Raw genomic sequence first — 25,463 nt, 5'->3', positions numbered from 1 at the left:
AAAGAGAATAGTAGAGTATTACAGGATTTCAACACTATTAAAAATACAAAGTAGGAGGAAACTTAATAAGATGAATCAAGTAATGGAAAATATTTTAACCAGAAGAAGTATTCGTGCTTTTAATGAAAAGTCTATTAAAAAAGAAGAACTGGAACAAATTTTACAAGCAGCTATTTATGCTCCAAGTGGAATGAATAAGCAGACTTGGCAGTTTACAGCTATTGTAAACCGTGATAAAATCCAGTATTTAGCTAAGATTGTTGAACGCGTACTTGGCAGAGTAGGCTATGATTTCTATCAGCCGGCAGTGCTAGTGCTTGCATCCAATGAAAGAGAGAGTCGTTGGGCAAAGGAAGATAATGCCTGTGCATTAGAAAACATGTTTTTAGCAGCACATTCCTTTGGCATTGGTTCAGTATGGATCAATCAATTACAAGACATCGGAGATCATCCAGAAATGAGAGCCTATTTAAGAGAAATAGGTATTCCAGATGAACACCTTGTTTATGGTGTAGCAGCATTAGGCTATGCACAAAGGGAAGCAGGAGAAGTCAGCAAAAAGGGAATCATTAAGATTGTGGAATAAGTGTATTTGGAAATAATACTAAAATGAGATATAAAATAAAAAAGAGAAGATAGATAAAAGCTGGGAAACCAGCTTTTTTTTATATACAATAATTAAACATGTTTAATTATTGTTGACAAATGAAAGTTGTAATAGTACAATTAAATTAATTAAACATGTTTAATCTATAGTAGTTATAGAGATAAATGGAGGAGATAAGATGACAAAGATTATGGGTATATTATCTATTATAATGTTATTAAGTACACTTATTTGTGGGTGGTGGATTCGTTCTACAGGGGAAGGAGATATCCACTTTCACATGCAATTAGGTATTTGGACAGTAGTTGTAACGTGTATCACTATTGTATTTTTCTTTATAAAAAGATAGGAGTGTAAGGGATGTCAGCAAAAAAGACAGCAGATAAACTATTAGAAGCAACCATTCATTTACTTGAAACAAGTGAGACACCTAGCAAAATAACAGCAAGAGATATTGCTAAAGTAGCAGATGTAAATTTAGCTATGATTAATTATTGCTATGACTCAAAGGATCAGCTTATTGCTACAGCAATTGATAAGATTATTGAAGAAGATTTTGTGAAACTTTATGAGCAGTCAGCAGGACAGGGGTCTACGCTAGAAAAATTGACGCAACTTATGCAAGGTATTTGTGAGACTGTTTTTCGCTATGAAGAGATTTCTAGAATAAGTATGCCTTATCTCCTTCTAGAGAAAAAGATAGAAGTACCTTTAATGATTTTACCATTAGTAAGTGCTTGTTTTAAGGGAAAAAAAACAGAAGCAGAATGTAAGATTATTGCTTATGAAATGGTTTCCTTTTTGCAACTGGTCTTTTATCAACGTCTTAATTTTAAAGAGTATACCGGTATTGATTTAACACAAAAGGAAGAAAGGGAAAAACTTATTAGTATGCAACTAGCGTTATTTTTTTCATAACTTCTAGTTTTTGACTGTGTATTCTTTCATGAGAAAACATTAAAAGTATTATGAGAGTATGTTTATTATTTATTGATTTTTATGGTAAAGTTTAATTTTTTGTGATAAGATAAGTGAGAAAAAAGAATAAATAAAAACGGGGTGCTCACTGAAGTGGGCTGAGAGTAAGCTGTAGTGCTTTAACCCATAACCTGATTTGGATAATGCCAACGTAGGGAAATAACCAAGGTCTATTTATCGGTGATACCTCTATTAGGGTATCGCCGTTTTTTAGTGTGCAAATCTAAATGAGGGAAGCAGATTGGAGGTGTGATTTTTTGATGTTCTAAAAATTAATGTTTAGGAAAGGAGACGACAATGAAAACAGCATTAACAATTGCTGGGAGTGATTCAAGTGGAGGTGCTGGCATTCAAGCAGATATCAAAACGATGACAGTCCATGGTGTATATGCTATGAGTGCAATTACAGCTCTAACTGCTCAAAATACAATGGGTGTACAAAAAGTGATGGAGGTTACTCCTGAATTTTTATCTCAGCAGTTAGAAAGTGTTTTTACAGATATCTATCCAGATGCAATCAAAATAGGAATGGTTTCTTCTTCAGCCCTTATTGAAGTCATTGCAGAGAAGCTTACCTTTTATGATGCAAAAAATATTGTGGTAGACCCAGTTATGGTAGCAACAAGTGGCTCTAAACTTATTAATGATAAGGCCATAGAATATTTAAAGAACAAACTTTTTGCAAAGGCTACCTTACTCACACCGAATATTCCAGAAGCAGAAATCTTATCAGGTAGGACGATTAAGACATCAGAGGATATGATTGCAGCAGCTAGGATCATGAGTGAAGAATATGGCACAGCTGTGTTATGTAAGGGTGGGCATGCTCTTAATGAAGCAAATGATTTATTCTATTATAACCACCAGTATAAGTGGTTTATAGGAGAGCGTATTGAAAATAGTAATACACACGGGACGGGTTGCACTTTATCAAGTGCTATTACCTCTTATCTTGCACAAGGTAAAGATTTAGAGAATGCTATCTGGTTAGCTAAGAATTATTTATCAGGTGCACTTCGTGCCATGCTCAATTTGGGTAAAGGGAGTGGACCACTTAAACATACTTGGAATTTAGAGGGAGGCTATGAAGAATGAGAAACTATAGTACACAAATGGAAGCAGCAAGAAAGGGAATAGTGACGAAGGAACTAAAGGTTGTAGCACAAAAAGAAAGAATGACTGTGGAAGAATTACTACCCCTTGTAGCACAAGGTAAAGTAGTTATATGTGCCAATAAAAACCATCCATGTATTGATGCAGAGGGTGTAGGTTCTATGCTTAAAACGAAAATTAATGTGAATTTAGGTATATCTAGAGACTGTAAAGATTACAGTGTAGAAATGGAAAAGGTTATGCAGGCTGTCGATATGGGAGCACATGCCATTATGGATCTATCTTCTCATGGTGATACGATTCCCTTTAGAAGAAAACTAACCTCAGAATGCCCAGCTATGATTGGTACTGTACCTGTTTATGATTCAGTTATTCATTATCAAAGAGATTTACATACCCTTACAGCAAAGGATTTTATTGATGTAGTGAGGTTACATGCAGAAGATGGTGTAGATTTTGTGACACTTCATTGTGGACTTACTCGTAAAACGATTGAGCAAATTAAAAAGCATAAGCGAAAAATGAATATTGTTTCTAGAGGTGGTTCACTTGTTTTTGCATGGATGTGTATGACAGGTAATGAGAATCCTTTTTATGAATATTATGATGAAATCCTAGAGATTTGTAGAGCATATGATGTAACCATTTCTTTAGGAGATGCATGTAGGCCGGGATGCCTTGCAGATGCATCGGACGTTTGTCAAATTGAAGAGCTTGTAAGACTTGGAGAGTTGACTAAAAGAGCATGGGAAAGAGATGTACAAGTCATGGTAGAAGGTCCGGGACATATGCCAATTGATCAAATTGAAGCGAACATGAAAATTCAGCAGACCTTATGTGGGGGAGCGCCCTTTTATGTACTTGGACCATTAGTAACAGATATTGCACCAGGCTATGACCATATTACTTCGGCTATTGGGGGGGCTATTGCGGCATCAGCAGGGGCAGCATTTCTTTGTTATGTGACACCTGCCGAGCATCTTGCTTTGCCTAACCTTGAGGATGTGAAACAAGGTATTATTGCCTCTAAGATTGCGGCTCATGCGGCAGATATTGCAAAAGGGGTAAGAGGAGCTAGGGAAATAGATGATCGTATGGCAAAGGCTAGGCGAGACCTTGATTGGGAAGCACAATGGACATGTGCCATTGATCCAGAAACAGCCAAGGCTATTCGTGAAAATCGAAAGCCAGAGCATGAAGATACTTGCTCAATGTGCGGTAAGTTTTGTGCCGTAAGAAGTATGAATAAAGCGCTTGCAGGTGAACATATAGACATTCTCTAAAGTATGAGCGAGTCTAAATAAGATAATGAAGTCTATCTAAACATAGAGGCAGGATGGAGCTGTTGCATTAAGAATAAATACTACAATACATTGTGCTCATTTTAAGTGAGTAGAGCAACCTATTGTATGTAAATTCCTTAGTGCCACAGCTCCATTTTTATTGAGATTTAGTAATATAAAAGGTAAATATTGCTTTTTATTGGCTTTTGATATAAGGTACAAGTGAGTAAGTTTATTTAATGAAAAGGCAGGAGAAGGGGCTAGATGGTAAAAAAATTACAAAATAAATTATATGATAGTTCTAAGATAGATAAAAATAAACTTTTATTTACCAACAAAGATTTGAAGTTACTACTCATTCCTCTTATTGTGGAACAGCTCCTTAATTCACTAATGGGAATGGCAGATACCATGATGGTAAGTAATGTAGGGAGTGCCGCCATTTCAGCAGTATCTCTAGTGGATTCTATTAATATATTAGTGATTCAAATTTTTGCTGCATTGGCAGTAGGGGGAACAGTCATTTGCTCACAATATTTAGGTAGAGGAGAAAAGGAACACTGTAATGAAGCAGCACAACAGGTTTTTTTAACAGTTTTAGTTATTTCTGCTAGTTGCACAGTTAGCTTTATTGGTTGTAAAAGATGGCTGCTAAGCCTTATTTTTGGGAAAGTAGACGCCCAGGTAATGGCTAATTCCCTAAGCTATTTTTCTATTACTGTGCTTTCTTATCCTTTTTTAGCATTGTTCAGCGTAGGCTCAGCTTTTTATCGTGTCAGTGGAAATTCTAGATTTCCCATGCGTATATCTGTTATTTCAAATGGACTTAATATAGTAGGAAATGCTATTCTTATCTTTGGTTTACATATGGGAGTTGTAGGAGCTGCTCTTGCAACCTTACTATCTCGCATTTTCTGTTGTGTTGTCATCTTCTATTATTTAAGAAAGCCTTGTCAGCCCATTGTGGTTGAAAAATACTTTTCTATACGACCTGACTTTTCACTTATACGAAAAATATTAGCCATAGGTATACCAGCAGGAATTGAAAATGGGATGTTCCAATTTGGTAAGCTAGCTATTCAATCCACTGTTTCAATGATGGGAACAATGGCTATTGCAGCCCAGGCAATGACCAATATGTTAGAGTCGGTTAATGGGATAGGTGGTATAGGAATTGGGATTGGGCTGATGACAGTAGTGGGACAGTGTATCGGTGCAGGACGGAAAGAAGAAGCAAAGTATTATACAATCAAGTTAATGGGATATGCACAAATAACTATTGTGTTATCTTGTTTGATAACCATGCTTCTTACAAAGCCTATTATGTATTTAGCAGGTATGGAAACAGAAAGTGCAAAATTATGTTTTAATATGATGCTTGCTATTACTATTGTCAAACCCATTATTTGGATATATTCCTTCGTTCCAGCATATGGCATGCGGGCGGCAGGAGATGTTAAATTTTCTATGCTAGTCTCTACAGGCAGTATGTGGATTTTTAGGGTGGCCCTATGCATTTTTTTAGTAAAGGTATGGGGATTTGGACCTTTTTCTGTATGGATTGGAATGTTTACAGATTGGACAGTAAGGGGAATGCTATTTATGATGCGGTTTTTTAGTGGTAAATGGGCAAATAAGCAATTGATATAGAAATAAAAATTTATATAAATGGGAAGCTTATGAGGATGAGATAAGGAAATCTAGAAAGAGGAGAGAAAGCTATGAAGATTGGTGTTATTTCAGATACTCATGGACTATTAAGGGAAGAGGTTTTAGAAAATTTAAAAGGATGCGATGCCATTATTCATGGAGGAGATATAAATAAGTTACAAATTTTAGAGTCCTTAGAAAAGATTGCACCTCTTTATGCAGTTAGAGGAAATAATGATAAAGGTGAGTGGGCCGAAGCTTTAGAAAAGGAGAAAGTCTTCAATTTAGGCAATAAGCGCTTTCTCCTTATTCATAATAAAAGAGAGATAACTCATGCTCTCGAAGACGTAGATATTTGTATTTATGGACATTCTCATCAATATAAATGTGAGAAAAAAGGCAATACTTGGTGGCTTAATCCAGGAAGTTGTGGAAAAAGACGTTTTAGTTTACCTATTACACTAGCGCTTATAGAGATTGAAGAAGAGGGACTAACAATCAATCAAATTTGTATATAGGAAATTTTTTCAAATTCAATAAAAAAGTAGATAAAGTGGGCAACTATCCAAGGTTTAGCCCCTTTAATATTTATAAAAAAATAAATATTTTATTATAGATCTTCCTAAAATATTAAATTGAATACAGAAAAAATAAAAAAATTACATAAAATCTATGAAAACTACCAACGGTTAGAAAGATAACATTGTATGATAATAATAACTTAATAATGAATCTAATTTTTTGATGAAAGTGAGGAAAAAATATGATAGCAAAAGAAATATTAATTAAAACATTAAAACATGAAGCAACAGAACAGGTGGCATGGGTTCCATTTGCGGGTGTTCATTCAGGTAAACTAGTTGGGTATAACGCTACAGAGGTGTTACAAAATGGTGATAAACTATTCGAAGCATTAATGGAAGTAAATAAGCTTTATAAGCCTGCAGGGCAGCCTGTTATTTTTGACCTTCAAGTAGAAGCTGAATGTCTAGGATGTGACTTAACATGGGCTGATGATGGTCCTCCATCTGTAGCAAGCCATCCACTAGAAGATGCAGAAGAGTTAGAAGTACCTTGTATGTGTACGATTCCAACTAAAGAGTCAGGAAGAATTCCTATGATTCTTGATGTTATGAAGAGAATGAAAGAAGCTGTAGGAGAAACAACTGCATTATATGGTTTGATTTGTGGACCATTTACACTTGCTACACACTTACGTGGTAATAATATATTTATGGATATGTATGATGATGAAGAAGCACTCGAAAAGTTCTTAGCTTATTGTAACGCAGTGGCGATGAAAATGGCAGATTATTATATTGAAGCGGGAATGGATGTTATTGCTGTTGTAGACCCTCTTATTTCTCAAATTTCATCTGATCACTTTGAGCAATTTATGCATGAACCATTTGCAAACTTATTTGCCCATATTCGTGAAAAAGGTGCTTTCTCTTCTTTCTTCGTATGTGGAGATGCTACAAGAAATATTGAAGTAATGTGTAAAACTGCACCAGATTCTATTTCAATTGATGAGAATGTGGATCTATTAGCAGCAAAAGAAATCACAGACAAATACAACGTAGTTATTGGTGGAAATATTCCACTTACAACTGTTATGCTTCATGGTACACAACAAGATAATATGAAGTTTGTTATTGACCTTCTTGATAAAATGGAAAATAAAAAGAACTTTATCCTTGCACCAGGATGTGATATGCCATTTGCAGTACCAGTAGAAAATACAATTGGGGTTGTACAAGCGGTATATGAAACAGATTCAGTAAGAGAAATGGTGAAAAATTATGTTGCGGAAGACGAAACAATTGAAGTAGAACTTCCAGATTATGCGAATTTACAAAAACCACTGGTAGAAGTATTTACTTTAGATTCAGCTACATGTGCAGCTTGTACTTATATGATGGGTGCTGCAAATGAAGCTAAAGAAACCTTTGGAGATACTATTGATATGGTAGAGTATAAATTTACAGAAAAAGAAAACATTGCAAGATGTAAGAAAATGGGCGTACCAAACCTTCCATCCATGTACATTAATGGCGAATTAAAATTCCGTTCTCTTGTTCCCGCAAAAGAAGAATTAGAAGCAGCCATTCGTGCGGTGCTTTAATAATATGAGTAGACTCATTTTAATTACCGGCTTCTTAGGAGCCGGTAAAACTACATTTCTAAAAGAACTTATTAAGGTGTTAGCAGATTCTAAACTTCACTTAATTATTAATGAATTTGGAAAAGAAGGTGTAGATGGTGAGCTATTAAGAGAGGTAGGAACAGTACTCGATGAGATTAATAATGGCTCTATTTTTTGTTCATGCCGTCTTGATAAATTTGAAGAAGTACTCCAAAGTGCTTTAATACAGCAGCCAGATATTATTGTAGTAGAAGCCTCAGGTTTATCTAATCCTTTAAATGTGAAGAAAATATTAGGGCAGAAGGATAAATTCTCAGAAGTGGAGTATGAGGGAAGTATTTGTATTATAGATGGAAAGCAGTTTCACAAAGTGTATGAAACTGCTTCTGTAGTAAAAAAACAGCTTGCTGTCAGTGACCTATTTTTGATTAATAAAACAGATTTAATTTCAAAAGAGCAGACAAAAGAGATAGAAAAAGTATTAAATAGTCATAGACCAGATGTGCCTATTTACTATACAACTTTTGGTAAAATCCAAAAGGAATGGCTAACAACAATGAAAAAACAAGAAGATATACAAGAAGATTTATTTCAGTCTATGGATATAACCCTTAGAAAATACACACTCTATCTTTCTGAACAAGTAGATTTATATAGTCTTCAAAAGTTTTTGGAAATGTTTATTGAAAATACTTATCGGGTAAAAGGATTTGTAAATACAAATCAAGGAAGATATCTCATTAATTGTGTAGGCAATATGTTTGAAGCACAGCCTTATTTAAAGGTACCGACGCAAGAAGATTATCTTGTAGTACTTTCAGGAGTAGGGCTCCCAACAAAAAAAGAAATAAAAAAAGCAATGGAATGGTATCCCCATATGGTAAAAGATTTTTTATAAAAAGTGCTTTGACTGCTAAAGTGAGAGCTGAAAGAGAGTTAAGCCAGTGGCTTTAAGTGGACTCTAGAGTCTTGATATGATAAAATTTATTTATTATATCAAGACTCTTTTTTTAGAGGCTATAGCTTTGGGAGGAATAGAAAAGATGATAAGAGTACTATTTATTTGCCATGGTAATATCTGTCGTTCACCAATGGCAGAGTTTGTATTTAAAGATATGGTAAAGCAGAAGGGGTTAGAAAAAGAATTTGATATAGCTTCTGCGGCTACTAGCACAGAAGAAATCGGTAATAGTGTGCATAGTGGAACGAGAAATAAATTAAATGAATATGGGATTTCAGTAGCAGGGAAAACAGCTGTTCAGCTTAAAAGGCAAGATTATAAGAATTATGATTATCTTATTGCTATGGATCAAAGAAATATTACCAATATGCATCGGATTTTAGGGCAAGATGGAGAGAAAAAAATTTATAGGCTTCTAGATTTTACCACTCACCCAAGAGATATTGCAGATCCCTGGTATACAGGGGATTTTGATTTGACATATAAAGAAGTTTATGAAGGCTGTGAACAACTTCTAGCCTTTCTTTTAGCTTCTAAAAAACAAAAGCAGGATGAAGTAGGGGGAATAAAGGGTGAATAATGTTGTTACTCCACCTGTATATGCTCAAATTGCACATGATATTGCAAATCGAATTGCATCAGGAGAATTAAAAGAGAACACTAAAATATTAGGACGTTCAGTTATGTCATCAGAGTATGGGGTTTCTCCTGAAACTATAAGACGTTCATTTAAATTGCTAGCGGATATGAAAATTGTAGAAGTCCAAAAAAACAGTGGAGTTGTAGTTATTTCTAAAGAAAAAGCTAAAGATTATATGATTAATTTTAAAAGGGTTAATGATTATGAAATCTTAAAGAAACAATTAGAGGATTTAACTGAAAAAAGAAATAAACTGAATGAACAAATTGAAGAGATTATTAATCAAATGTTTAGGTTAAATAAAAAGTCTAATTATGAGGCTGTTATTCATCAATTTGAAGTTACAATACCTAGGGAGAGTTGGATTATTGGAAAGACAATTAATGAAGTGATGTTTTGGCAAAATACACATGGTACAGTACTTGCAATTAAAAGAAATAACCGACTCATTATGTCTCCTGGACCTTATGCAGTATTTGAAGAAGGGGATGTGTTTATTGTAACAGGTGAAGAAGGTGTAGAAAAAAGAATAGAAAAATTTATAAGTCAAAAGTAGTTTCAAAAGAGCTATTACAGAGCAAAGCAATTTGCTGAATGTAATAGCTCTTTTTAGTGAATTTGACATAAATAGCATTAAAAATTTGACTATTTCAAAAAAATGGGATATACTTACAAAGTAACAACTTGTATATAGAAAAAGAGTTGTCAGATGAAGGAGGGATAAGAATGATAGAATTTAATCAAGTGAGTAAGAGTTATGGGCAAACACAAATTATTAAGGATTTAACTTTTAAACTAGAAGAAGGTAAATTATATGTATTTATTGGCCCAAGTGGATGTGGAAAAACAACTACATTAAAAATGATCAATAGGCTGATAGAGCCTAATGGTGGAAATATAAAAATAAATGGTGAAGATATTTCCCATTTAAATGCTGTTCAATTAAGAAGAAATATAGGTTATGTTATTCAACAGATCGGTTTGTTTCCTAATATGACAGTAGAGGAAAATATTTGTGTTGTTCCTAGAATGTTAAAATGGAGTAAAGAAAAGTGTCATGAACGTGTAAAAGAATTATTAGAGTTAGTTCATATGAAATATGAGAGGTATGCAAAAAAATATCCCACTCAATTAAGTGGGGGGCAACAACAAAGAATAGGTGTGCTAAGAGCTCTGGCAGCACAACCACCTATCGTCCTCATGGATGAACCCTTTGGAGCACTTGATCCACTTGCAAGAGAAGTATTGCAAGATGAAGTAAAGTCACTGCAAAAAAAGTTACATAAAACAATTATATTCGTAACACATGATATGGAAGAAGCACTTAAAATGGCAGATGTGATTGTATTTATGGAAAAAGGAAGGATTATTCAAATGGCATCCCCACAAGAAATGTTAACAAATCCCGCATCCGATACCATTAGAGAATTTATGGGAAAACATGTGAAAAATACACACTTTCTTAAAGTAAGCGATTTTATGGATGAACAAGTTGTTAAAGTATCTCATAGCAGGCCAGTTATAGAAGCTACAGAGGTAATGAAACGTAAAAAGGTAGATTCGTTAATTGTAACGGATCAACGTAATACCTTCAAAGGTGTTATCACAATCGAGGATTTAAAGAAAGGTACCAAAGGAACTTTAACTATTGGAGAATTACTGAACAAGGAAGTAAGAGTAGTAAAAAAAGATATGGATGCTAAAGAAGCTTTTAATTTACTTATTAAATCTGAAAATGATTACCTTGTAGTAGTGGGAAACAATAAAGAAGTGGTAGGTATTATTGACAAAACCAATATGGTAGAGACAATGGCAGAAGCATTGTGGGGTGACTTAGCATGAGTGAATATATAGGGTTTATAAATGAAAACGCTACTATTATTTTAGAGGCTATTCTAACACATATACAAATGGTTTTTGTAGCTGTAGCAATAGGAGCGTGTATTGCTATTCCATTAGGTATTTACTTAACGAGGAAAATGAGCTTAGCTAAAATCGTACTTAGCTTTGTACAAATTATTCAAACTATACCGGGGTTAGTCATGTTAGGCTTAGCACTTATTTTATTTGGAATTGGCAAAGTACCAGCTATTATCGTTCTTGCACTTTATGCTATTCTTCCGATATTAATGAATACTTATACAGGTATTTTAAAAGTAGAAGAGCAGTATAAGGAGGCAGCAAAAGGAATGGGTATGACACCTTCTGAGATTCTCTTTAGGATTGAACTGCCATTAGCATCTTCATCTATTATTGCAGGAATTAAAATTTCGACAGTATATATTGTGAGTTGGGCTACTATGGCAGCATTAATTGGTGCGGGTGGTTTAGGCGATTTGATTTGGACGGGACTAGCAACAACTAATCAGAAATTTATTGTTATTGGTGCAATTCCAGCAGCATTACTTGCTATCTTGATGGGGATATTAATAGGCTGTATAGAGAGAAGTGTATTGCCTAAAGGACTTAGAGAGGGGGGGAAATAAATGCAAGTTTTATTAGGATATATAGTAGAGCATGTCTATATTGTACTAATAGCTTCTTTGGTAGCTACGGGAATAGGTATTTTATTAGGAGTAGTGGCTTATTGGGTTAAATATCTCGATACGATTATTATCATGACAGCTGATAGCATACAAACCATTCCTTCTTTAGCGCTACTGGCTATGTTAATGATATGTTTTGGTCTTGGAAACACAACATTAATAGTGGGCCTTGTTTTATATTCACTATTACCCATTATAAGGAATACCTATAATGGACTAAATAATATACCACCTTCTATTCATGAAGCTGCTAGAGGCATGGGGATGTCAAAATATCAGAGGTTAGTTAAAGTTGAACTGCCCTTAGCTTTTCCTATGATTTTTTCAGGAGTTAAAATTGCTGTCGTAACAGCTATAGGTATTTCGGTTATAGGTGTTCTTATAGGAGCAGGAGGATTAGGCTATCCAGTTTATAGAGGAATTCAATCGAATAACTTAGGTCTCATTTTACAAGGAGCTATACCAGTTGTAGGTTTAGCTATTTTATTTGACTTAGGTATGGGACGTATAGAAAAACAACTATTGAGTAAAAAACAATTTAATTAAAGGAGACAAAAATGAAAAGATTGAAAAGACGAATATTAATAATAAGTAGTGTTTTATGCCTTGCGTTACTAGGTGGTTGTAGTGCAAAATCTAATACAATTATTATGGGATCAAAGGATTTTGATGAAAATATTATTTTAGCTGAAATAATGGCCCAGTTAATAGAAAATCAGACGCAGCTAAAAGTAGAAAGAAAATTAAATATGGGTGGAACCTTTGTAAACTTTGAAGCGATAAAAAATGGACAAATTGACATTTATCCAGAATATACAGGAACAGCGCTTACAGCACAACTAAAAATGGATGTTCTTTCTGATGCTAATGAAGTCTATGAAATTGTGAAGGATGAATTTGACAAACAATTTGATATTAAATGGTTAAAACCTTTTGGATTTAATAATACATATGCCATGGGTGTAGCGCCAGATATAGCAGAAAAATATCAGCTTGAAAAAAATAGTGATTTAGTGCCTATAGCGAATGAACTTATATTTGGGGCAGAACATGAATTTTTTGATAGACAAGATGGTTTTGATGGATTTATAGCTACTTATAACATTGATCATTTTAAAGAAAATGCCAAGATGAATGTTTCTTTAAAATATCAAGCAATAGGGGAAAAGAAGATTGATGTAACAGATGTTTTCGCAACAGATGGCCAGATTATTAAATATAGCATAAAAGTCTTAGAAGATGATCTACATTTCTTCCCTCCTTATTATGCTGCACCTATTATTCGTAATGAAACACTTAAAAAACATCCTGAATTAGAAGAAGTACTCAATAAGTTAGAAGGTAAAATAGATGATAAAAAAATGACACAGCTTAATTATAAAGTACAAGTTGAAAAACAATCTGTAGAAGAAGTAGCAAAAGCATTTTTAGAAACAAATAATTTAATAAAATAAATATATAAAGAGATACCCAAGATATTACACTAAGTGAACTAGCCACCTAATGTAACATCTTGGGTATTATACCACTTAAGAGCTCTTTCGAATTGTTCTGCTGTAAATTCAGGCCACATTTCAGTGAGTGTATAAATATCGGCATAAACAGATTGAATGGGTAAAAGACCAGAAAGACGACTACGACCACCCCAACGGATAACGAGATCAATCCGTGAAATGGCTTTAGAATAGAGACAATCCGAAATAGCAAAACGGTTATTTGAACAAGTATCCATATGGCTTAAGTCCCATTCCCAACCATAATTTACAAGAAAGTTAACCTTAGTAAGTCCTGTTCCAAATGAAACCCTTTCTTTAGTATAGAGAAGTAATTCAGTAGGAAATAAAGGGGACTGAGTATTACCTACTACTAATAAACTGACATTATGAGATTTAATTAGTTCGACAGCTTCAACACAAGCTTTGATAAAGGCTTTGACTTGGATAGAAGGTCTTTTGCAGTTATCTGTTGTAAAGCCATAATAAGTAAGCTCCTCTACACCATGGCTTTGAGCTAAGAGTAGGGCTTCTACACCTGGATGAAGTCCATGTTCATACCCTTTATGTTTTTCAAGTCCAGATTCATAGGCCCACCTTCTATTGCCATCAGGAATTAATGCAATATGTCTTGGGATACGCATGATAATCACACTCCTTATAGAAAGAAGTATGAACAAAATTGAGAGAAACTAAACTCTTAGATTAAATAGATAAATTAAATAAATGATAAATAATAGATAAAAAATAAAATACGCCTGAACAATCAGGGATTGTAAACTATAAAAATACATAAAGTTGACAATATTAATTTAATCTTTTATAATAAAATAAATTTTAAAATTGATAAAAGGAGAAACTTCGATGCAATATAAGTTTTCAGTTCAAAAGTTAACTTTAGTTAGTTTATGTACAGCACTTATGGTGGTATTTTCACAAATTGCTATTCCACTACCTTTTGGAGTCCCTATTACCTTACAAACCTTTGGCATAGTTCTCATTAGTATTTTATTAGAAGAAAAATTAGCAAGTTTAGCTTTATTTACTTTTATGTTATTAGGAGGAATTGGGCTACCTGTTTTTGCTAATTTTAAGGGAGGTTTTCAAATGATAATAGGACCTACAGGTGGTTTTATTATTGGTTTTGTGGTAATGGCATTTATTACTGGTTGGGGTGCTAAATCGGGAAATAAATTTATTTTATGGATTGCAACTTATGTAGGACTTATAATAGATTATATAATGGGTGCTATTCAATTAGCAATTGTAGTAAAAATGACTTTTCACCAAGCACTTGCAGCAGGGGTTTATCCTTTTATAATAAAAGATCTTATTTTAACAGCAGTTGCTATTTTAGTAGCTTCTAAAATGAAAGTGATGCTTAAGGGAGTTATAGGACAACATGTTAAAGCTTAGGCCACATCATTTATTATGTCTTGCCTTTTACAGAGGGAAGGGGTATAGCGAAGGTATTTGTGCATTAGAAAAGCAGGCATTATTTTTAGATAGGAACGTGAGGAAAGAGAATGAGTAAAATAGCAGCTCAAAGTTATTTAGAGAGCTTGGGAAGTTTTGGTGTTAAATTGGGCTTAGAAAATATGGTAGCAGTTATGGGGCTTTTAGGTAACCCTCAGGATAAGCTTCAAATCATTCATGTAGCAGGAACCAATGGAAAAGGCTCTGTTACTCAGTTTATAAAGAGTATCTTAAAGGAAGGAGGATATAAGGTAGGAACCTTTACCTCTCCTCATTTAGTGACTTTACATGAACGCATATGTATTAATGATGAGATGATTTCAGATGAGAAGCTTTGGCTTTGTATGGATAAGGTCAGAAGGGCCAACCAAAAAGCAAAAAATTATGGCTATGATGCCTTGGGTTATTTTGAAGCACTAACAGCTACAGCTTTTCTTTATTTTTTAGAGGAGGACGTAGACTTTGTTGTACTAGAAGTAGGATTAGGTGGGCGCTTTGATGCGACGAATGTCATTTCTAAATCACTTCTTTCTATTATTACACCTATTGCTATAGACCACAAAGAAATATTAGGAGATACCCTTCCTCAAATTGCAAGAGAGAAGGCTGGAATTATAAAACAGAGGGGATGTGTGGTGGTATGGGCTCAAACATCTGATGTCATGCAGGTTTTTGAGGAAACTTGTAAGGAACGCTTAGCGACTCTTTATTGCTTAGAAAGTTCAGAGCTTCAAGAGGTTACTTTAAATGAAGAAGGAACTCATTTTAAATGGCAAGGTGAGCCTTATGACTTGCAAATGATAGGAATACATCAAGCACATAATGCAGGTTTGGCAATAAAAGCTATTGAAATTTTAAAGGATAAAAAGATAATAACTATAAAAAGAGAACAACTCAAAAAAGGACTTCAGGCTGCTAAATGGCAAGGACGCTTTGAAAAGGTTATGAATCAGCCGGATTTTTATGTAGATGGAGCACATAATGTAGATGGCATAAGAGCCTTGGTAAATACTCTAAGCCATCTAAGGCCTTGCTATAATATAGGGATTATAGGAATTTTGAAGGATAAAGAGATAGATAAAATGGTTACTTTAGTGGCACCTTATTTTGATGTGCTTATTGTAACTTTACCCCCAGGTAAAAGGGCAGTAGTTTTAGAAGAGCTTGTTGAAGAGGTAAAGAAGCATCATAAGGAAGTACACAGTCAAATAGATATAAGTGAGGCTATAGAAGAAGCACTTAAGCTCAGTCAAACCAGATTGGAAAGTCGAATAGTTGCCTTTGGCTCACTGTATATGATTGGTGAGATTTATACTTTATTAGAAGCAAGAATAGATGAAAAATAGGGACTAGTATGTAGTTAGTTAGTAAGTAAAAAGAACTATAAAATGTTGATGTGACCCCAATAAGTTAGACCTAAAAATCTAACTTATTGGGGTCACATCACTTTTAGATGGACAATTTTTAATCTACCTATTTTGCCAGTTAGTTATTTGTTTAAAAACAAATAAAGAATATAGAATATTTAAAAAATTAAATATAAATTGTATAATAATATGCCAAAAGTACAAGAAATGTGATATGATTTAACTAACTAGTAGGGTAAAGCGATTTAAATTCATAGATTTTATCAATTTAGTAGGTAAATAGAGAAAATGAATTGGGGGCATTTTATGGGGAAATTTATGATACCAAAAGATATTGACTATAAGCAATTTGAATATGCTATGTCGACCATAGGAAAATGTACGGATGATTATTTGTTCTTATTTGACTTCAAAAAAGACTACTATAGCGTATCCGAAACCATTCTAGAACGATTTAATTTGCCCAGTGCTCAATTTTTTAAGGTAATAGAGGTTTTAAAAACGGTCATACATCCTGACGATTTTGATATGCTTTATTCAGAGATAGAGTCAGTAAAAGCTGGCGAAAAGGATAGGCATGACTTGGAGTATCGATGGTTAGATAAAGAAGGAAATATAGTATGGATTAGTTGTAGAGGGAAAGTTATTTTAGATGCCGAAGGTAAGCCACGAATGATGGTAGGACGTGTGAGTGAGTTAGGGGTAAAAAGCAAGGCAGATAACTTAACAGGTTTACTGACAGAAACTCAATTGCAGAAGGATTTTGATAAGCTAATAGAGGAAGAAAAAAGCTTATCAGGCTACATAATGAAGATAGGAATCAATAATTTTAAGACAATTAATGAAAAATATGGTATGGAGGTAGGGGATATAGTATTAAAGGATATTTCTAACTGCCTAATAAAAATCATGCCTAAGGAAACAAAGCTTTACCGTGTAGGAAGCAAGACTTTTGCCATTTTTGCTTTTCAAGGAGAGACTACTGAACAAGCTAAACAACTTTATAAAAATTTAAAAAGAGCTATTAATCATTCAATAGAGACCTATGCATATAAAATTTTCTATTCTATTTCAGCTGGAATCGTAAAGTTAGATGCAATAGAGTCCTTCTATAAAGAGATACAGAAAAAGGCAGAATTTGCGATTAATACAGCTATTCGAGAAGGCAAAGAGAATGAGTTTGTATTTGATGAACAGGCTTATAATGCTTATATGAGACGAATAGGAATAGAAGAACAACTAAGACAATCAGCTAATAATTATTTTAAAGGGTTTAATATTTTTTACCAACCCATTATAAGTACAAGGACACGGCAGTTAGTCGGTGCAGAAGCTTTACTACGTTATCAATGCGAAGAATATGGCACCTTATCTCCAGGAGAATTTATTCCTATTTTAGAAGAGAGTGGGTTAATTATTCCTGTTGGAAGGTGGGTACTTGAAAATGCTATTAGGCAATGTAAGGTTTGGCAGGAAAGAGTAGTTCATTTTCATATAAGTATTAACTTATCTTATATACAGGTGAGAAGACAAGATTTAGTAGAGGAAGTTAATGAGTATTTAAAACAGCATGAACTAGAAGCACACTCTGTTATTTTAGAATTAACAGAAAGTGGATGTCTTGAGAATGATAGAATGATTCAACGAACATTAGAAATCATTCGAAAAAAAAGGATGAAGTTAGCGATAGATGATTTTGGTACAGGTTATTCTAACTTAAGGTATTTACAAGATTTTAATGTAGATATATTAAAGATTGACCGCTCTTTCGTTTATAAGGCATTAAAAAATGATTATGATTATAAATTAGTAAGTTATATTATTGAAATGGCTCACAGTATTGGGTTACTCGTTTGCCTAGAGGGGATAGAAACAACTGAGGAAAGAGAAAGACTAGAGAGTTTAAGACCAGACCTTATGCAAGGTTATTTATTTGGTAAACCTGTAGCAGCAGAAGCTTTTGAAAAAATAATGTGAATCTTTCTTTGCAAGTTGCCGAAATAAAAGAAAATAAGGGAGGTGTGTGAAATGATAATTAATGATGCAACAACCACAGTAACAATTCAAGAAATAAATAAAACATTTAAAACAAAAAATGAAGAAATCAAAAATGAAGAAGTAAACAAGAAAACCTCAAGTAGAAAGCAAGAAGTACCACAAGATACCTATGAAAAATCAGGAGATACTTCTAAGCAAGGACTGTATAGTGATATAAAAAAGCTTAGCAGTACACAGATACAGGCAATAAAGGATAACGAACAAGCTACTCAAATACAAATGCTTGAGCAAATGATGAATGCTAATATTAAAAATCAAAACATAGCGTATTCCCTAGTGCAGCAAACAGAGGATTTATGGACAAAAGTTTTTGGGAGCATAGATGCTGCTCTTCCACCTCTTGCAACTAATAAGGAGGAGGCACAAAAAGCATTAGAAGCGGGCGGGACTTATAGTGTAGGTGCTGTAGCAGAACGGATCATGACCATGGCTGAAGCTTTAGCAGGAGATGATAGTAGTAAAATAGTTTTACTACGTCAAGCAGTAGAAAAGGGTTTTAAACAAGCAGGAATAGAAATAAAAAGTAGGACAAAGTCTGAGCTTCCAAAGATTTGTCAGGATACCTATGATGAAGTGATGAAACGCTTTGATGTGTGGGAAGAAAAAGAAAAAAATGTAGTAATAGAAGAGACTAAAGTGGATAAAGCTTAAGAAGCAAACAAAGTTTGAGGATAAAAAAGAGCATATGGTAAAGCGAGATGACTTGCTTTACCATATGCTCTTTTTTAGAGTAGCCTACTAATTTTATGTAAATAGGGTCATAAATAGATAATAAAGAAAGCAGTCTAATAAAATAAATAAAGATGTAAAGTAGTAGGATGATTATAGGTTTTTAGTTATATAAAGGTCTGACTAGTTAAAATGGTATTATTAGTATAATTATAATATGTTATAAAAATTTTAGAAAAAAATAAGAAAAACGTATTGAAATTTGTAACAATATAGTATATGATTATATCAACAAGTCATAATTTTATACAAAACATTAAAAAAATCAACTAAAGAACATCATACCAGTTGTGATGGAAAGGTCATACCAATAAAAGGAGGAAAGTTAATATTGCCAATAGAAGAAGTAAAGCAGGATGAGCTTACAACAGTCATAACACAAAAAATGAGACAAATGATAATTGGTCAAAATATGAAGCCGGGCGATCGATTGCCAAGTGAAGCGGAGCTTATTGAAATGTTTAATGTAAGTAGGTCCACTATTAGGGAGTCGATGAAACTTTTAAAAGCGGAAAACATTGTTGAGATACATAGAGGAAAAGGAACTTTTATAAGTGAGAGGCCAGGGGTTGGTAAAGACCCTCTGGGGCTTGATTTTGTTGATCAAGAAACCATACTTGAGCAGCTTTTAGAAGCAAGACTAATGATTGAACCTCAAATAGCTTTTTTAGCAGCTCAAAGAGCTACACCCGCCAATATAGAAAGACTAAAGATGATTATTCAGAAAATGCAACAAATAAAAAGTGCTGAAGAAGAAAATCGAGATGTAGATATTGATTTTCATACGATGGTAGCAAAATGTACACAAAATGATGTACTGCATCGAGTCGTACCTATTATTAATGAATCAATAAGAGAAGGTTATGTAAAGACTAGTGTTGTTACAGAAAGCTTTAATAGGGCTCAAAAAAGTCACTTAAATATTTTTAATGCTATTCAAAACCGAGATGCTATGACAGCTAGATATGAAGCTGAAAAGCATATTCGACAAACAATTGAAGATGTAAAAAAAATAATTTATGGGAGGTAGTAGTATGAAAAAAGTATTAGCAGCTTTACTAGCAGGAGGATTAGTATTAAGTACAGTAGGATGTGGAGGGAGCAGTAAAAGTGAAGTAGTAGCTACTCCAGATCAGTCAGCACCAGTTGCAGCAGCAGAAGAGAACAAAAAGGAACCAGTTACCATAAAACACTGGTACTGGGCAGATAACACAGAGTATTCAGCTGTCATGCAAGACATTGTAAAAAAGTTTAACGAGACAAATGAATCAGGTATTACAGTTGTAGCAGAAGAATATCCATGGGATGGAGGAGGATATAGTAATACTTTATTCTCAGCAGCTATGGGTGGAGGTGGTCCTGATACAGCATCTTGGAAATTAACCTCTACACCACTTTTTACAGCTAACAATTTATTAGCTAATTTAGATGATTATATTGCAAATTGGGATCAAAAGGATGATATTGATCAAAACTTATATGACATTATGAAACAAGCAGGTGGAACAGAAAATATCCATGTAATGCCATGGAATACTCAAATCCTTTATGTATACTATAGACCTTCTATGTTTGAAGAAGTAGGAATTGAAGTACCAAAAACCTATGAAGAATTTTTAACAGCTTGTGAAAAATTAACAAGAGATACAGATGGAGATGGTAAAACAGATGTTTATGGCTTTGGTATGAGAGGCGCGAAAGGCGGACAAGAACCATGGGGAAGTTTTATTCATGGTAGAGGTGGAAACTTTGAAGATATGACGTCACCAGAGTCAGTTGCAGGTATGCAAGATTTCATAGATCTTTATCAAAAAGGTTACGTTCCACCAACTGCACCAACAGATGGCTTCAATGAAATTATTGCAAACTTTAAATCAGGACGTACAGCAATGACTATCCACCACACAGGTTCTTCAGCAGGTATGATTGAGACCTTTGGCGAAGATGTATCTGCTTTCCCATTCCCAGCAGGTAAAGGACAATGGACTTCTATGGGAGATACAGAAAATGTTATTTTTGAATCTTGCAAAAATAAAGATGCAGCTTTTGAATGGGTTGCTTATTTAGCAACAGGTGAAGGACAAAAGATTTGGTGTGAAGCAACAGGAAACGTACCTGTAAGTAAAACAGTACAGGCTCTAGATTTTTACCAAAACAATAAATTTATGAAAGCTTCTATTGAAGGAATGTCTTATGCGGGAATCTTACCTATTTTAGATACTACAACTGAATGGATTAGTGTAACATGGCCTAATACAGTTGGTTTTGCTCTTACAGGTGAAATGACAGCAGAAGAAACAATGAAGGTACTTCAAGAAGAATTATATAAATAAAGCAGGATAATGAGCTATAGGACAGCAAGGAGGCGTTAGTTTGCAAGAGAAAAAGGCAAGTATATGGCCCTATTTACTTATTGCGCCAGCCCTTATTATTGTAATTGCGGTTGTATTTATACCCGTACTACAAGCTATTTTAATGAGCTTTCAAAGTTATGATTTAAGGCGGCCAAATAATATAGCATTTATTGGATTTGAGAATTACATAGGGCTTTTCAATGATAAACTCTTTTGGAAATCTCTTTTCCGTACCTTTATATGGGTAGGTTTTGGGGTAGGTCTTCAGTTTATATTTGGATTTGTTTTAGCCCTTATCCTTAACCAGAGCTTTAGAGGACGTGGCATTGTACGTGCCGTGAGTTTAATACCATGGGTGACACCAGGAGTATTAATTGGTTTAATGTGGCGATGGATTTATGATGGAAATTATGGAGTGCTTAATGATATTCTTATGAGACTTCATATAATTAATGATAATATTCCATTTTTATCAAAAGCTTCAACTGCTTTTCCTTCTGTTATTTTAACAATCATATGGCAAGGAATACCTTTCTTTGCCATTATGATTCTAGCAGGTTTGCAGGGAATATCACAGGACATGTATGAAGCAGCAGATATTGATGGTGCTAGTAAAATGCAAAAGCTTTTTAGAATCACCATTCCTTCATTAAAAAACACCTTATTTATTACAGTACTTTTACGTATTATATGGGTAGCCAACTCAGTAGATGTTATCTTTAATATGACAGAGGGGGGACCTTCTTATTCTACACAAACATTAAGTGTCTACATATTTAATAAGGGGATGGCCATGGATTTAGGTTATGCTTCTGCTATGTCTCTTATATTAACAATTATTTTATCAGCAGTAGCTATACCTTATTTGATTAATAAATTTAGAACGGAGGAGGAGTAAGATGGATAAAAAACACATTTCTTTTGGAAAAATCTTTGGACTTTATTTACCACTTATAGCTATTTTACTTTTTCTACTTTTTCCGTTCTATTGGACTTTTATTACTTCTATTAAGCCAGAAGCGGAACTTTACGGGAGTGTTGTTACTTATTGGCCAAAGAATACTACCTTTGAAGCCTATAGGAAGCTGTTTTTTGAGTTTAATTTCTTAAAGGCTATGGGTAATAGTTTAGTTGTAACAGTGTCTACGACAGTACTAAGTTTAGTCGTTTCAGTTTTAGCAGCCTACGCTTTTTCACGTTATCGTTTTAAAGGAAGAAAATTTTTTATGGTTATGTTTTTAACTAATAATATGTTCCCAACAGTATTATTACTTATTCCACTTTATGCCATTATGAGAAAGTTGAATATCCTATATACTCCAGGGGCGTTAGTACTTGCTTATACAACTTTTACCATCCCTTTTTCAGTATGGTTAATGAATGGATATATGAATGATTTACCAAGTTCTTTGGAAGAAGCTGCTTTAGTGGATGGTGCCAATCGGGCAACTGCATTTATAAAGATTATTTTACCTATGCTTACACCTTGTATTGTAGCGACAGGCGTTTACATTTTCATGAATGCATGGAATGAATATACTTTTGCCGTTATGTTTACAAATGAAGCTAATCGTACTATTCCAGTTGCTTTAAAAAGTTTAATTGGTCAATTAGGAGTACAATGGGATCTTCTAACAGCAGGTGGTATCATTACAATCATTCCAGTATGTATTTTATTCTTCTTTGCCCAAAAAAGGCTTGTTGAAGGACTTACAGCTGGTGCAGTAAAAGGCTAAAAATAAAAACTAAAGGGGATTTTAAAATGGACGAAATGAATCTTACAGCAAAAGCTCAACAAATAAGAGCAGATATTATTAAAATGCTTTATACTTGTCAATCAGGGCATCCAGGCGGTTCGCTTTCTTGCGTAGAAATGCTTATGGCACTTTATTATAGGGTAGCAAAGGTTGATCCACAAAATCCACAAATGGAGGATAGAGACCGTATCGTACTTAGCAAAGGTCATGCTTGTCCAGCACTGTATGCTGTTCTTGCAGATAAAGGTTACTTTCCAAAAGAAGATCTTTGGAACCTAAGACAAATAGATAGCCACCTTCAAGGGCATCCTGATATGAGAAAAACACCAGGTGTAGATGTGAATACAGGATCTTTAGGACAAGGTGTTTCTATAGCTATGGGAATGGCCCTTGCAGCAAAACATAAAAAAGCAGATTATAAAGTTTATGCCATTGTTGGTGATGGAGAAGTTCAAGAAGGTTTAGTATGGGAAGCAGCTATGGCAGCAGCTCATTATAAGCTAGATAATTTTGTAGTCATGCTTGACCATAATGGTTTACAAATTGATGGTAGTAATGAAAGTGTTATGAGCCTTGGGGATGTTGTAGATAAATTTAGGGCCTTTGGCTTTGAATGTTATAAGGTGGATGGACATGATTTAGCGGCTATTGAGTATGCTTTAAGAGCACCTGTTAGTGGAAAGCCTAAATTTATATGTTGCGAAACCCATAAAGGTCATGGAGTATCTTTTATGTCAGATCAAGCAGGTTGGCATGGAAAAGCTCCCAATAAAGAAGAGTACGAGCTAGCGATGAAACAATTAGGAGGCATAAACTAATGGGAAAATCATTAAGAGTTGCATATGGAGAAGCTTTACGTGAATTAGGGGCAAAAAATGATAAGGTTGTAGTAATGGATGCAGACTTAGCTCATGCAACCATGACAGCTACTTTTGCAGAAGAGCATAAAGACCGTTTCTTTAACTTTGGGATAGCAGAAGCAAATATGGTGTGTGCTGCAGCAGGTTTCGCTCATACAGGCTATATTCCTTTTGTAAGCACTTTCGCACTATTTGGTGCAGGAAGAGCTTTCGAACAAATTCGTAACTCTGTATCTTATGTTAATGCAAATGTTAAATTTGGTTTATCTCACTCTGGACTTTGTGTAGGTGAAGACGGTGGAAGTCACCAATCTATCGAAGATATTGCATTGATGAGAGAGTTACCAGGTATGACTATTTTAGTACCTTGTGACCCTATTGAAACAAAAAAGGCAGTTATGGCTGCTGCTGAAATAGATGGACCTGTGTATATTCGTGTGGCAAGACCAATTGTAGAAGATATAACAACAGAAGAAACACCTTTCATTCCTGGGAAAGCTAATGTAATGAAAGAGGGCAAAGATGTTTGTATTATGGCAACAGGTCTTATGATTAGTGAGGCACTTCAAGCTGCAGAGTTATTAGAAAAAGAAGGAATAAGTGCAGGTGTTATAAATTTCCACACCATTAAACCTATTGATGAGGCTTGCATTTTAGATATGGCTAAAAAGTATAAGGCAATTGTAACAGCAGAGGAACACTCTATTATTGGTGGGCTGGGCTCAGCAGTGGCTGAAGTACTTGCAGGAAAAAGTAATGTAAAATTTGAACGTGTAGGGATTATGGATAAATTTGGTAAATCAGGAAAACCAACAGATTTATTTAAAGAGTATGGATTAACAGCAGAAAATATAGTGCAAAAATCTAAAGAATTACTTTAATTAGAGGAGGACTAAGGGATGAAAATTGAGAGCTATGCATTTACTGGCGAAGGAATGACACGTGTTTATGAGAATGAAAAATGGATGGTAGGAATTAAAAATTGGAAACCTGCTAATGATATTAAAGGGATTGATTGTTTAGAACGTCATAATAGAACAGATGAATTATTTGTACTTATTTCAGGAAAATGCACTTTACTTTATGCAAATGAAGAAGAAAACGGATTAAAAATTGAAAAAGTAGAAATGGAGCCTTTTAAGGTATATAATATTCCAGCTACACTTTGGCACAATACGATTACTTGCCAAGATACAAAACTTATTTTGATAGAAGATTCATCTACCAGTATGGAAAATAGTGATATTTATGAGTTAAGTGAAGAACAAGTAAGATTCATACAAGATAAATTATATTAATAGTTATTTAAGAGATAATTAGGAGAGACTAAAATGAAATTATTTATAGATACTGCCAATACAGAAGAAATTCGTAAGGCAAATGACTTAGGTGTAATCTGTGGTGTAACAACAAACCCATCTCTTATTGCACGTGAAGGTTTAGAG

General features: G+C 34.2%; 28 protein-coding genes and 1 riboswitch. Of the genes, 27 read left to right on the top strand and 1 reads right to left on the bottom strand.

The genetic code is table 11. The annotated features are described in order from the left end of the window. Positions 1-70: 70 nt before the first annotated feature. The 15 genes from CS063_RS13080 (at position 71) to CS063_RS13010 (ending at position 13,378) form a co-directional block, all read left to right on the top strand. Positions 71-586 carry a nitroreductase gene (locus tag CS063_RS13080; protein ID WP_099450155.1) on the top strand — a complete coding sequence of 172 codons (516 nt, stop codon included), beginning with the start codon at positions 71-73 and terminating at the stop codon, positions 584-586. A gap of 199 nt (positions 587-785) precedes the next feature. Continuing rightward, positions 786-956 carry a hypothetical protein gene (locus tag CS063_RS17685; RefSeq protein ID WP_180270792.1) on the top strand — a complete coding sequence of 57 codons (171 nt, stop codon included), beginning with the start codon at positions 786-788 and terminating at the stop codon, positions 954-956. Positions 957-967: 11 nt separating this feature from the next. Beyond that, entirely contained in the window at positions 968-1,525 is a 558-nt protein-coding gene (locus tag CS063_RS13070) for a TetR/AcrR family transcriptional regulator (RefSeq protein WP_099450154.1), read from the top strand. Positions 1,526-1,652: 127 nt separating this feature from the next. After that, positions 1,653-1,760: riboswitch (TPP riboswitch) on the top strand. A gap of 122 nt (positions 1,761-1,882) precedes the next feature. Then, positions 1,883-2,680, top strand: coding sequence for a bifunctional hydroxymethylpyrimidine kinase/phosphomethylpyrimidine kinase (thiD, locus tag CS063_RS13065; protein WP_099450153.1), 798 nt, complete (start codon positions 1,883-1,885; stop codon positions 2,678-2,680). After that, positions 2,677-3,981, top strand: a complete 1,305-nt coding sequence (thiC, locus tag CS063_RS13060) for a phosphomethylpyrimidine synthase ThiC (RefSeq protein ID WP_099450152.1) — start codon at positions 2,677-2,679, stop codon at positions 3,979-3,981. Before thiD ends, thiC begins: the two co-directional genes overlap by 4 nt. A gap of 264 nt (positions 3,982-4,245) precedes the next feature. Beyond that, a complete protein-coding gene (locus CS063_RS13055; RefSeq protein ID WP_099450151.1) occupies positions 4,246-5,631 on the top strand; it encodes an MATE family efflux transporter in 1,386 nt (461 codons plus the stop codon). Between the two features lie 71 nt (positions 5,632-5,702). After that, positions 5,703-6,149 (top strand): metallophosphoesterase family protein, encoded by a 447-nt coding sequence (locus tag CS063_RS13050; RefSeq protein WP_099450150.1) that lies wholly within the window; start codon positions 5,703-5,705, stop codon positions 6,147-6,149. A 245-nt stretch (positions 6,150-6,394) separates the two neighbouring features. After that, complete coding sequence (locus CS063_RS13045) at positions 6,395-7,756, top strand: uroporphyrinogen decarboxylase family protein (protein ID WP_099450149.1); 1,362 nt, start codon at positions 6,395-6,397, stop codon at positions 7,754-7,756. A 4-nt stretch (positions 7,757-7,760) separates the two neighbouring features. After that, positions 7,761-8,675, top strand: coding sequence for a CobW family GTP-binding protein (locus tag CS063_RS13040; RefSeq protein ID WP_099450148.1), 915 nt, complete (start codon positions 7,761-7,763; stop codon positions 8,673-8,675). Between the two features lie 145 nt (positions 8,676-8,820). After that, the gene (locus tag CS063_RS13035) at positions 8,821-9,318 is read left to right on the top strand and encodes a low molecular weight protein-tyrosine-phosphatase (protein ID WP_099450207.1); all 498 of its coding nucleotides are present in this window, start codon (positions 8,821-8,823) and stop codon (positions 9,316-9,318) included. Further along, positions 9,311-9,934: a TrkA C-terminal domain-containing protein gene (locus tag CS063_RS13030; protein WP_099450147.1), complete on the top strand. Its 624-nt coding sequence runs from the start codon at positions 9,311-9,313 to the stop codon at positions 9,932-9,934. The genes CS063_RS13035 and CS063_RS13030 overlap by 8 nt, the downstream gene beginning before the upstream one ends. Before the next feature lie 170 nt (positions 9,935-10,104). After that, on the top strand, positions 10,105-11,220 hold the full coding sequence (locus CS063_RS13025) for an ABC transporter ATP-binding protein (RefSeq protein ID WP_099450146.1): 1,116 nt from the start codon (positions 10,105-10,107) through the stop codon (positions 11,218-11,220). After that, positions 11,217-11,864 (top strand): ABC transporter permease, encoded by a 648-nt coding sequence (locus CS063_RS13020; protein ID WP_099450145.1) that lies wholly within the window; start codon positions 11,217-11,219, stop codon positions 11,862-11,864. The genes CS063_RS13025 and CS063_RS13020 overlap by 4 nt, the downstream gene beginning before the upstream one ends. Further along, positions 11,865-12,470: an ABC transporter permease gene (locus CS063_RS13015; protein WP_099450144.1), complete on the top strand. Its 606-nt coding sequence runs from the start codon at positions 11,865-11,867 to the stop codon at positions 12,468-12,470. An 11-nt stretch (positions 12,471-12,481) separates the two neighbouring features. After that, a complete protein-coding gene (locus tag CS063_RS13010; protein ID WP_099450143.1) occupies positions 12,482-13,378 on the top strand; it encodes a glycine betaine ABC transporter substrate-binding protein in 897 nt (298 codons plus the stop codon). A 38-nt stretch (positions 13,379-13,416) separates the two neighbouring features. Here the strand turns inward: CS063_RS13010 and CS063_RS13005 are convergent, their stop codons facing one another. After that, positions 13,417-14,061, bottom strand: a complete 645-nt coding sequence (locus tag CS063_RS13005) for an undecaprenyl diphosphate synthase family protein (protein ID WP_099450142.1) — start codon at positions 14,059-14,061, stop codon at positions 13,417-13,419. Between the two features lie 220 nt (positions 14,062-14,281). Between CS063_RS13005 and CS063_RS13000 the strand changes: the two genes are divergently transcribed. The 12 genes from CS063_RS13000 to CS063_RS18150 form a co-directional block, all read left to right on the top strand. Beyond that, the gene (locus CS063_RS13000; RefSeq protein ID WP_099450141.1) at positions 14,282-14,833 is read left to right on the top strand and encodes a biotin transporter BioY; all 552 of its coding nucleotides are present in this window, start codon (positions 14,282-14,284) and stop codon (positions 14,831-14,833) included. Positions 14,834-14,943: 110 nt separating this feature from the next. Beyond that, the gene (locus CS063_RS12995) at positions 14,944-16,239 is read left to right on the top strand and encodes a bifunctional folylpolyglutamate synthase/dihydrofolate synthase (RefSeq protein WP_099450140.1); all 1,296 of its coding nucleotides are present in this window, start codon (positions 14,944-14,946) and stop codon (positions 16,237-16,239) included. A gap of 327 nt (positions 16,240-16,566) precedes the next feature. Continuing rightward, positions 16,567-18,237, top strand: coding sequence for a bifunctional diguanylate cyclase/phosphodiesterase (locus CS063_RS12990; RefSeq protein WP_180270794.1), 1,671 nt, complete (start codon positions 16,567-16,569; stop codon positions 18,235-18,237). A gap of 51 nt (positions 18,238-18,288) precedes the next feature. Then, positions 18,289-18,969: a hypothetical protein gene (locus CS063_RS12985; protein ID WP_099450138.1), complete on the top strand. Its 681-nt coding sequence runs from the start codon at positions 18,289-18,291 to the stop codon at positions 18,967-18,969. 409 nt (positions 18,970-19,378) lie between these two features. Next, positions 19,379-20,077 carry a FadR/GntR family transcriptional regulator gene (locus tag CS063_RS12980; RefSeq protein ID WP_308415506.1) on the top strand — a complete coding sequence of 233 codons (699 nt, stop codon included), beginning with the start codon at positions 19,379-19,381 and terminating at the stop codon, positions 20,075-20,077. Positions 20,078-20,081: 4 nt separating this feature from the next. Further along, positions 20,082-21,380, top strand: coding sequence for an ABC transporter substrate-binding protein (locus CS063_RS12975; RefSeq protein WP_099450137.1), 1,299 nt, complete (start codon positions 20,082-20,084; stop codon positions 21,378-21,380). 40 nt (positions 21,381-21,420) lie between these two features. Continuing rightward, entirely contained in the window at positions 21,421-22,299 is an 879-nt protein-coding gene (locus CS063_RS12970; protein WP_099450136.1) for a carbohydrate ABC transporter permease, read from the top strand. A 1-nt stretch (position 22,300) separates the two neighbouring features. After that, complete coding sequence (locus CS063_RS12965; RefSeq protein WP_099450135.1) at positions 22,301-23,137, top strand: carbohydrate ABC transporter permease; 837 nt, start codon at positions 22,301-22,303, stop codon at positions 23,135-23,137. A gap of 2 nt (positions 23,138-23,139) precedes the next feature. After that, entirely contained in the window at positions 23,140-23,976 is an 837-nt protein-coding gene (locus CS063_RS12960) for a transketolase (protein ID WP_308415512.1), read from the top strand. Then, positions 23,976-24,899: a transketolase family protein gene (locus CS063_RS12955; protein WP_099450133.1), complete on the top strand. Its 924-nt coding sequence runs from the start codon at positions 23,976-23,978 to the stop codon at positions 24,897-24,899. Before CS063_RS12960 ends, CS063_RS12955 begins: the two co-directional genes overlap by 1 nt. 18 nt (positions 24,900-24,917) lie before the next feature. Beyond that, positions 24,918-25,316, top strand: coding sequence for a cupin domain-containing protein (locus CS063_RS12950; RefSeq protein WP_099450132.1), 399 nt, complete (start codon positions 24,918-24,920; stop codon positions 25,314-25,316). Positions 25,317-25,349: 33 nt separating this feature from the next. Then, positions 25,350-25,463, top strand: a 114-nt coding sequence (locus CS063_RS18150; RefSeq protein ID WP_308415511.1) for a transaldolase family protein, incomplete at its 3' end; no start/stop codon positions are given.

Origin of the sequence: Sporanaerobium hydrogeniformans, from assembly GCF_002735925.1 — a bacterium.
In the GTDB taxonomy this organism is placed as follows: domain Bacteria; phylum Bacillota; class Clostridia; order Lachnospirales; family Cellulosilyticaceae; genus Sporanaerobium; species Sporanaerobium hydrogeniformans.
Note: the sequence above shows the minus strand (reverse complement) of the source record. Positions and strands in the feature narration are given on the sequence as shown.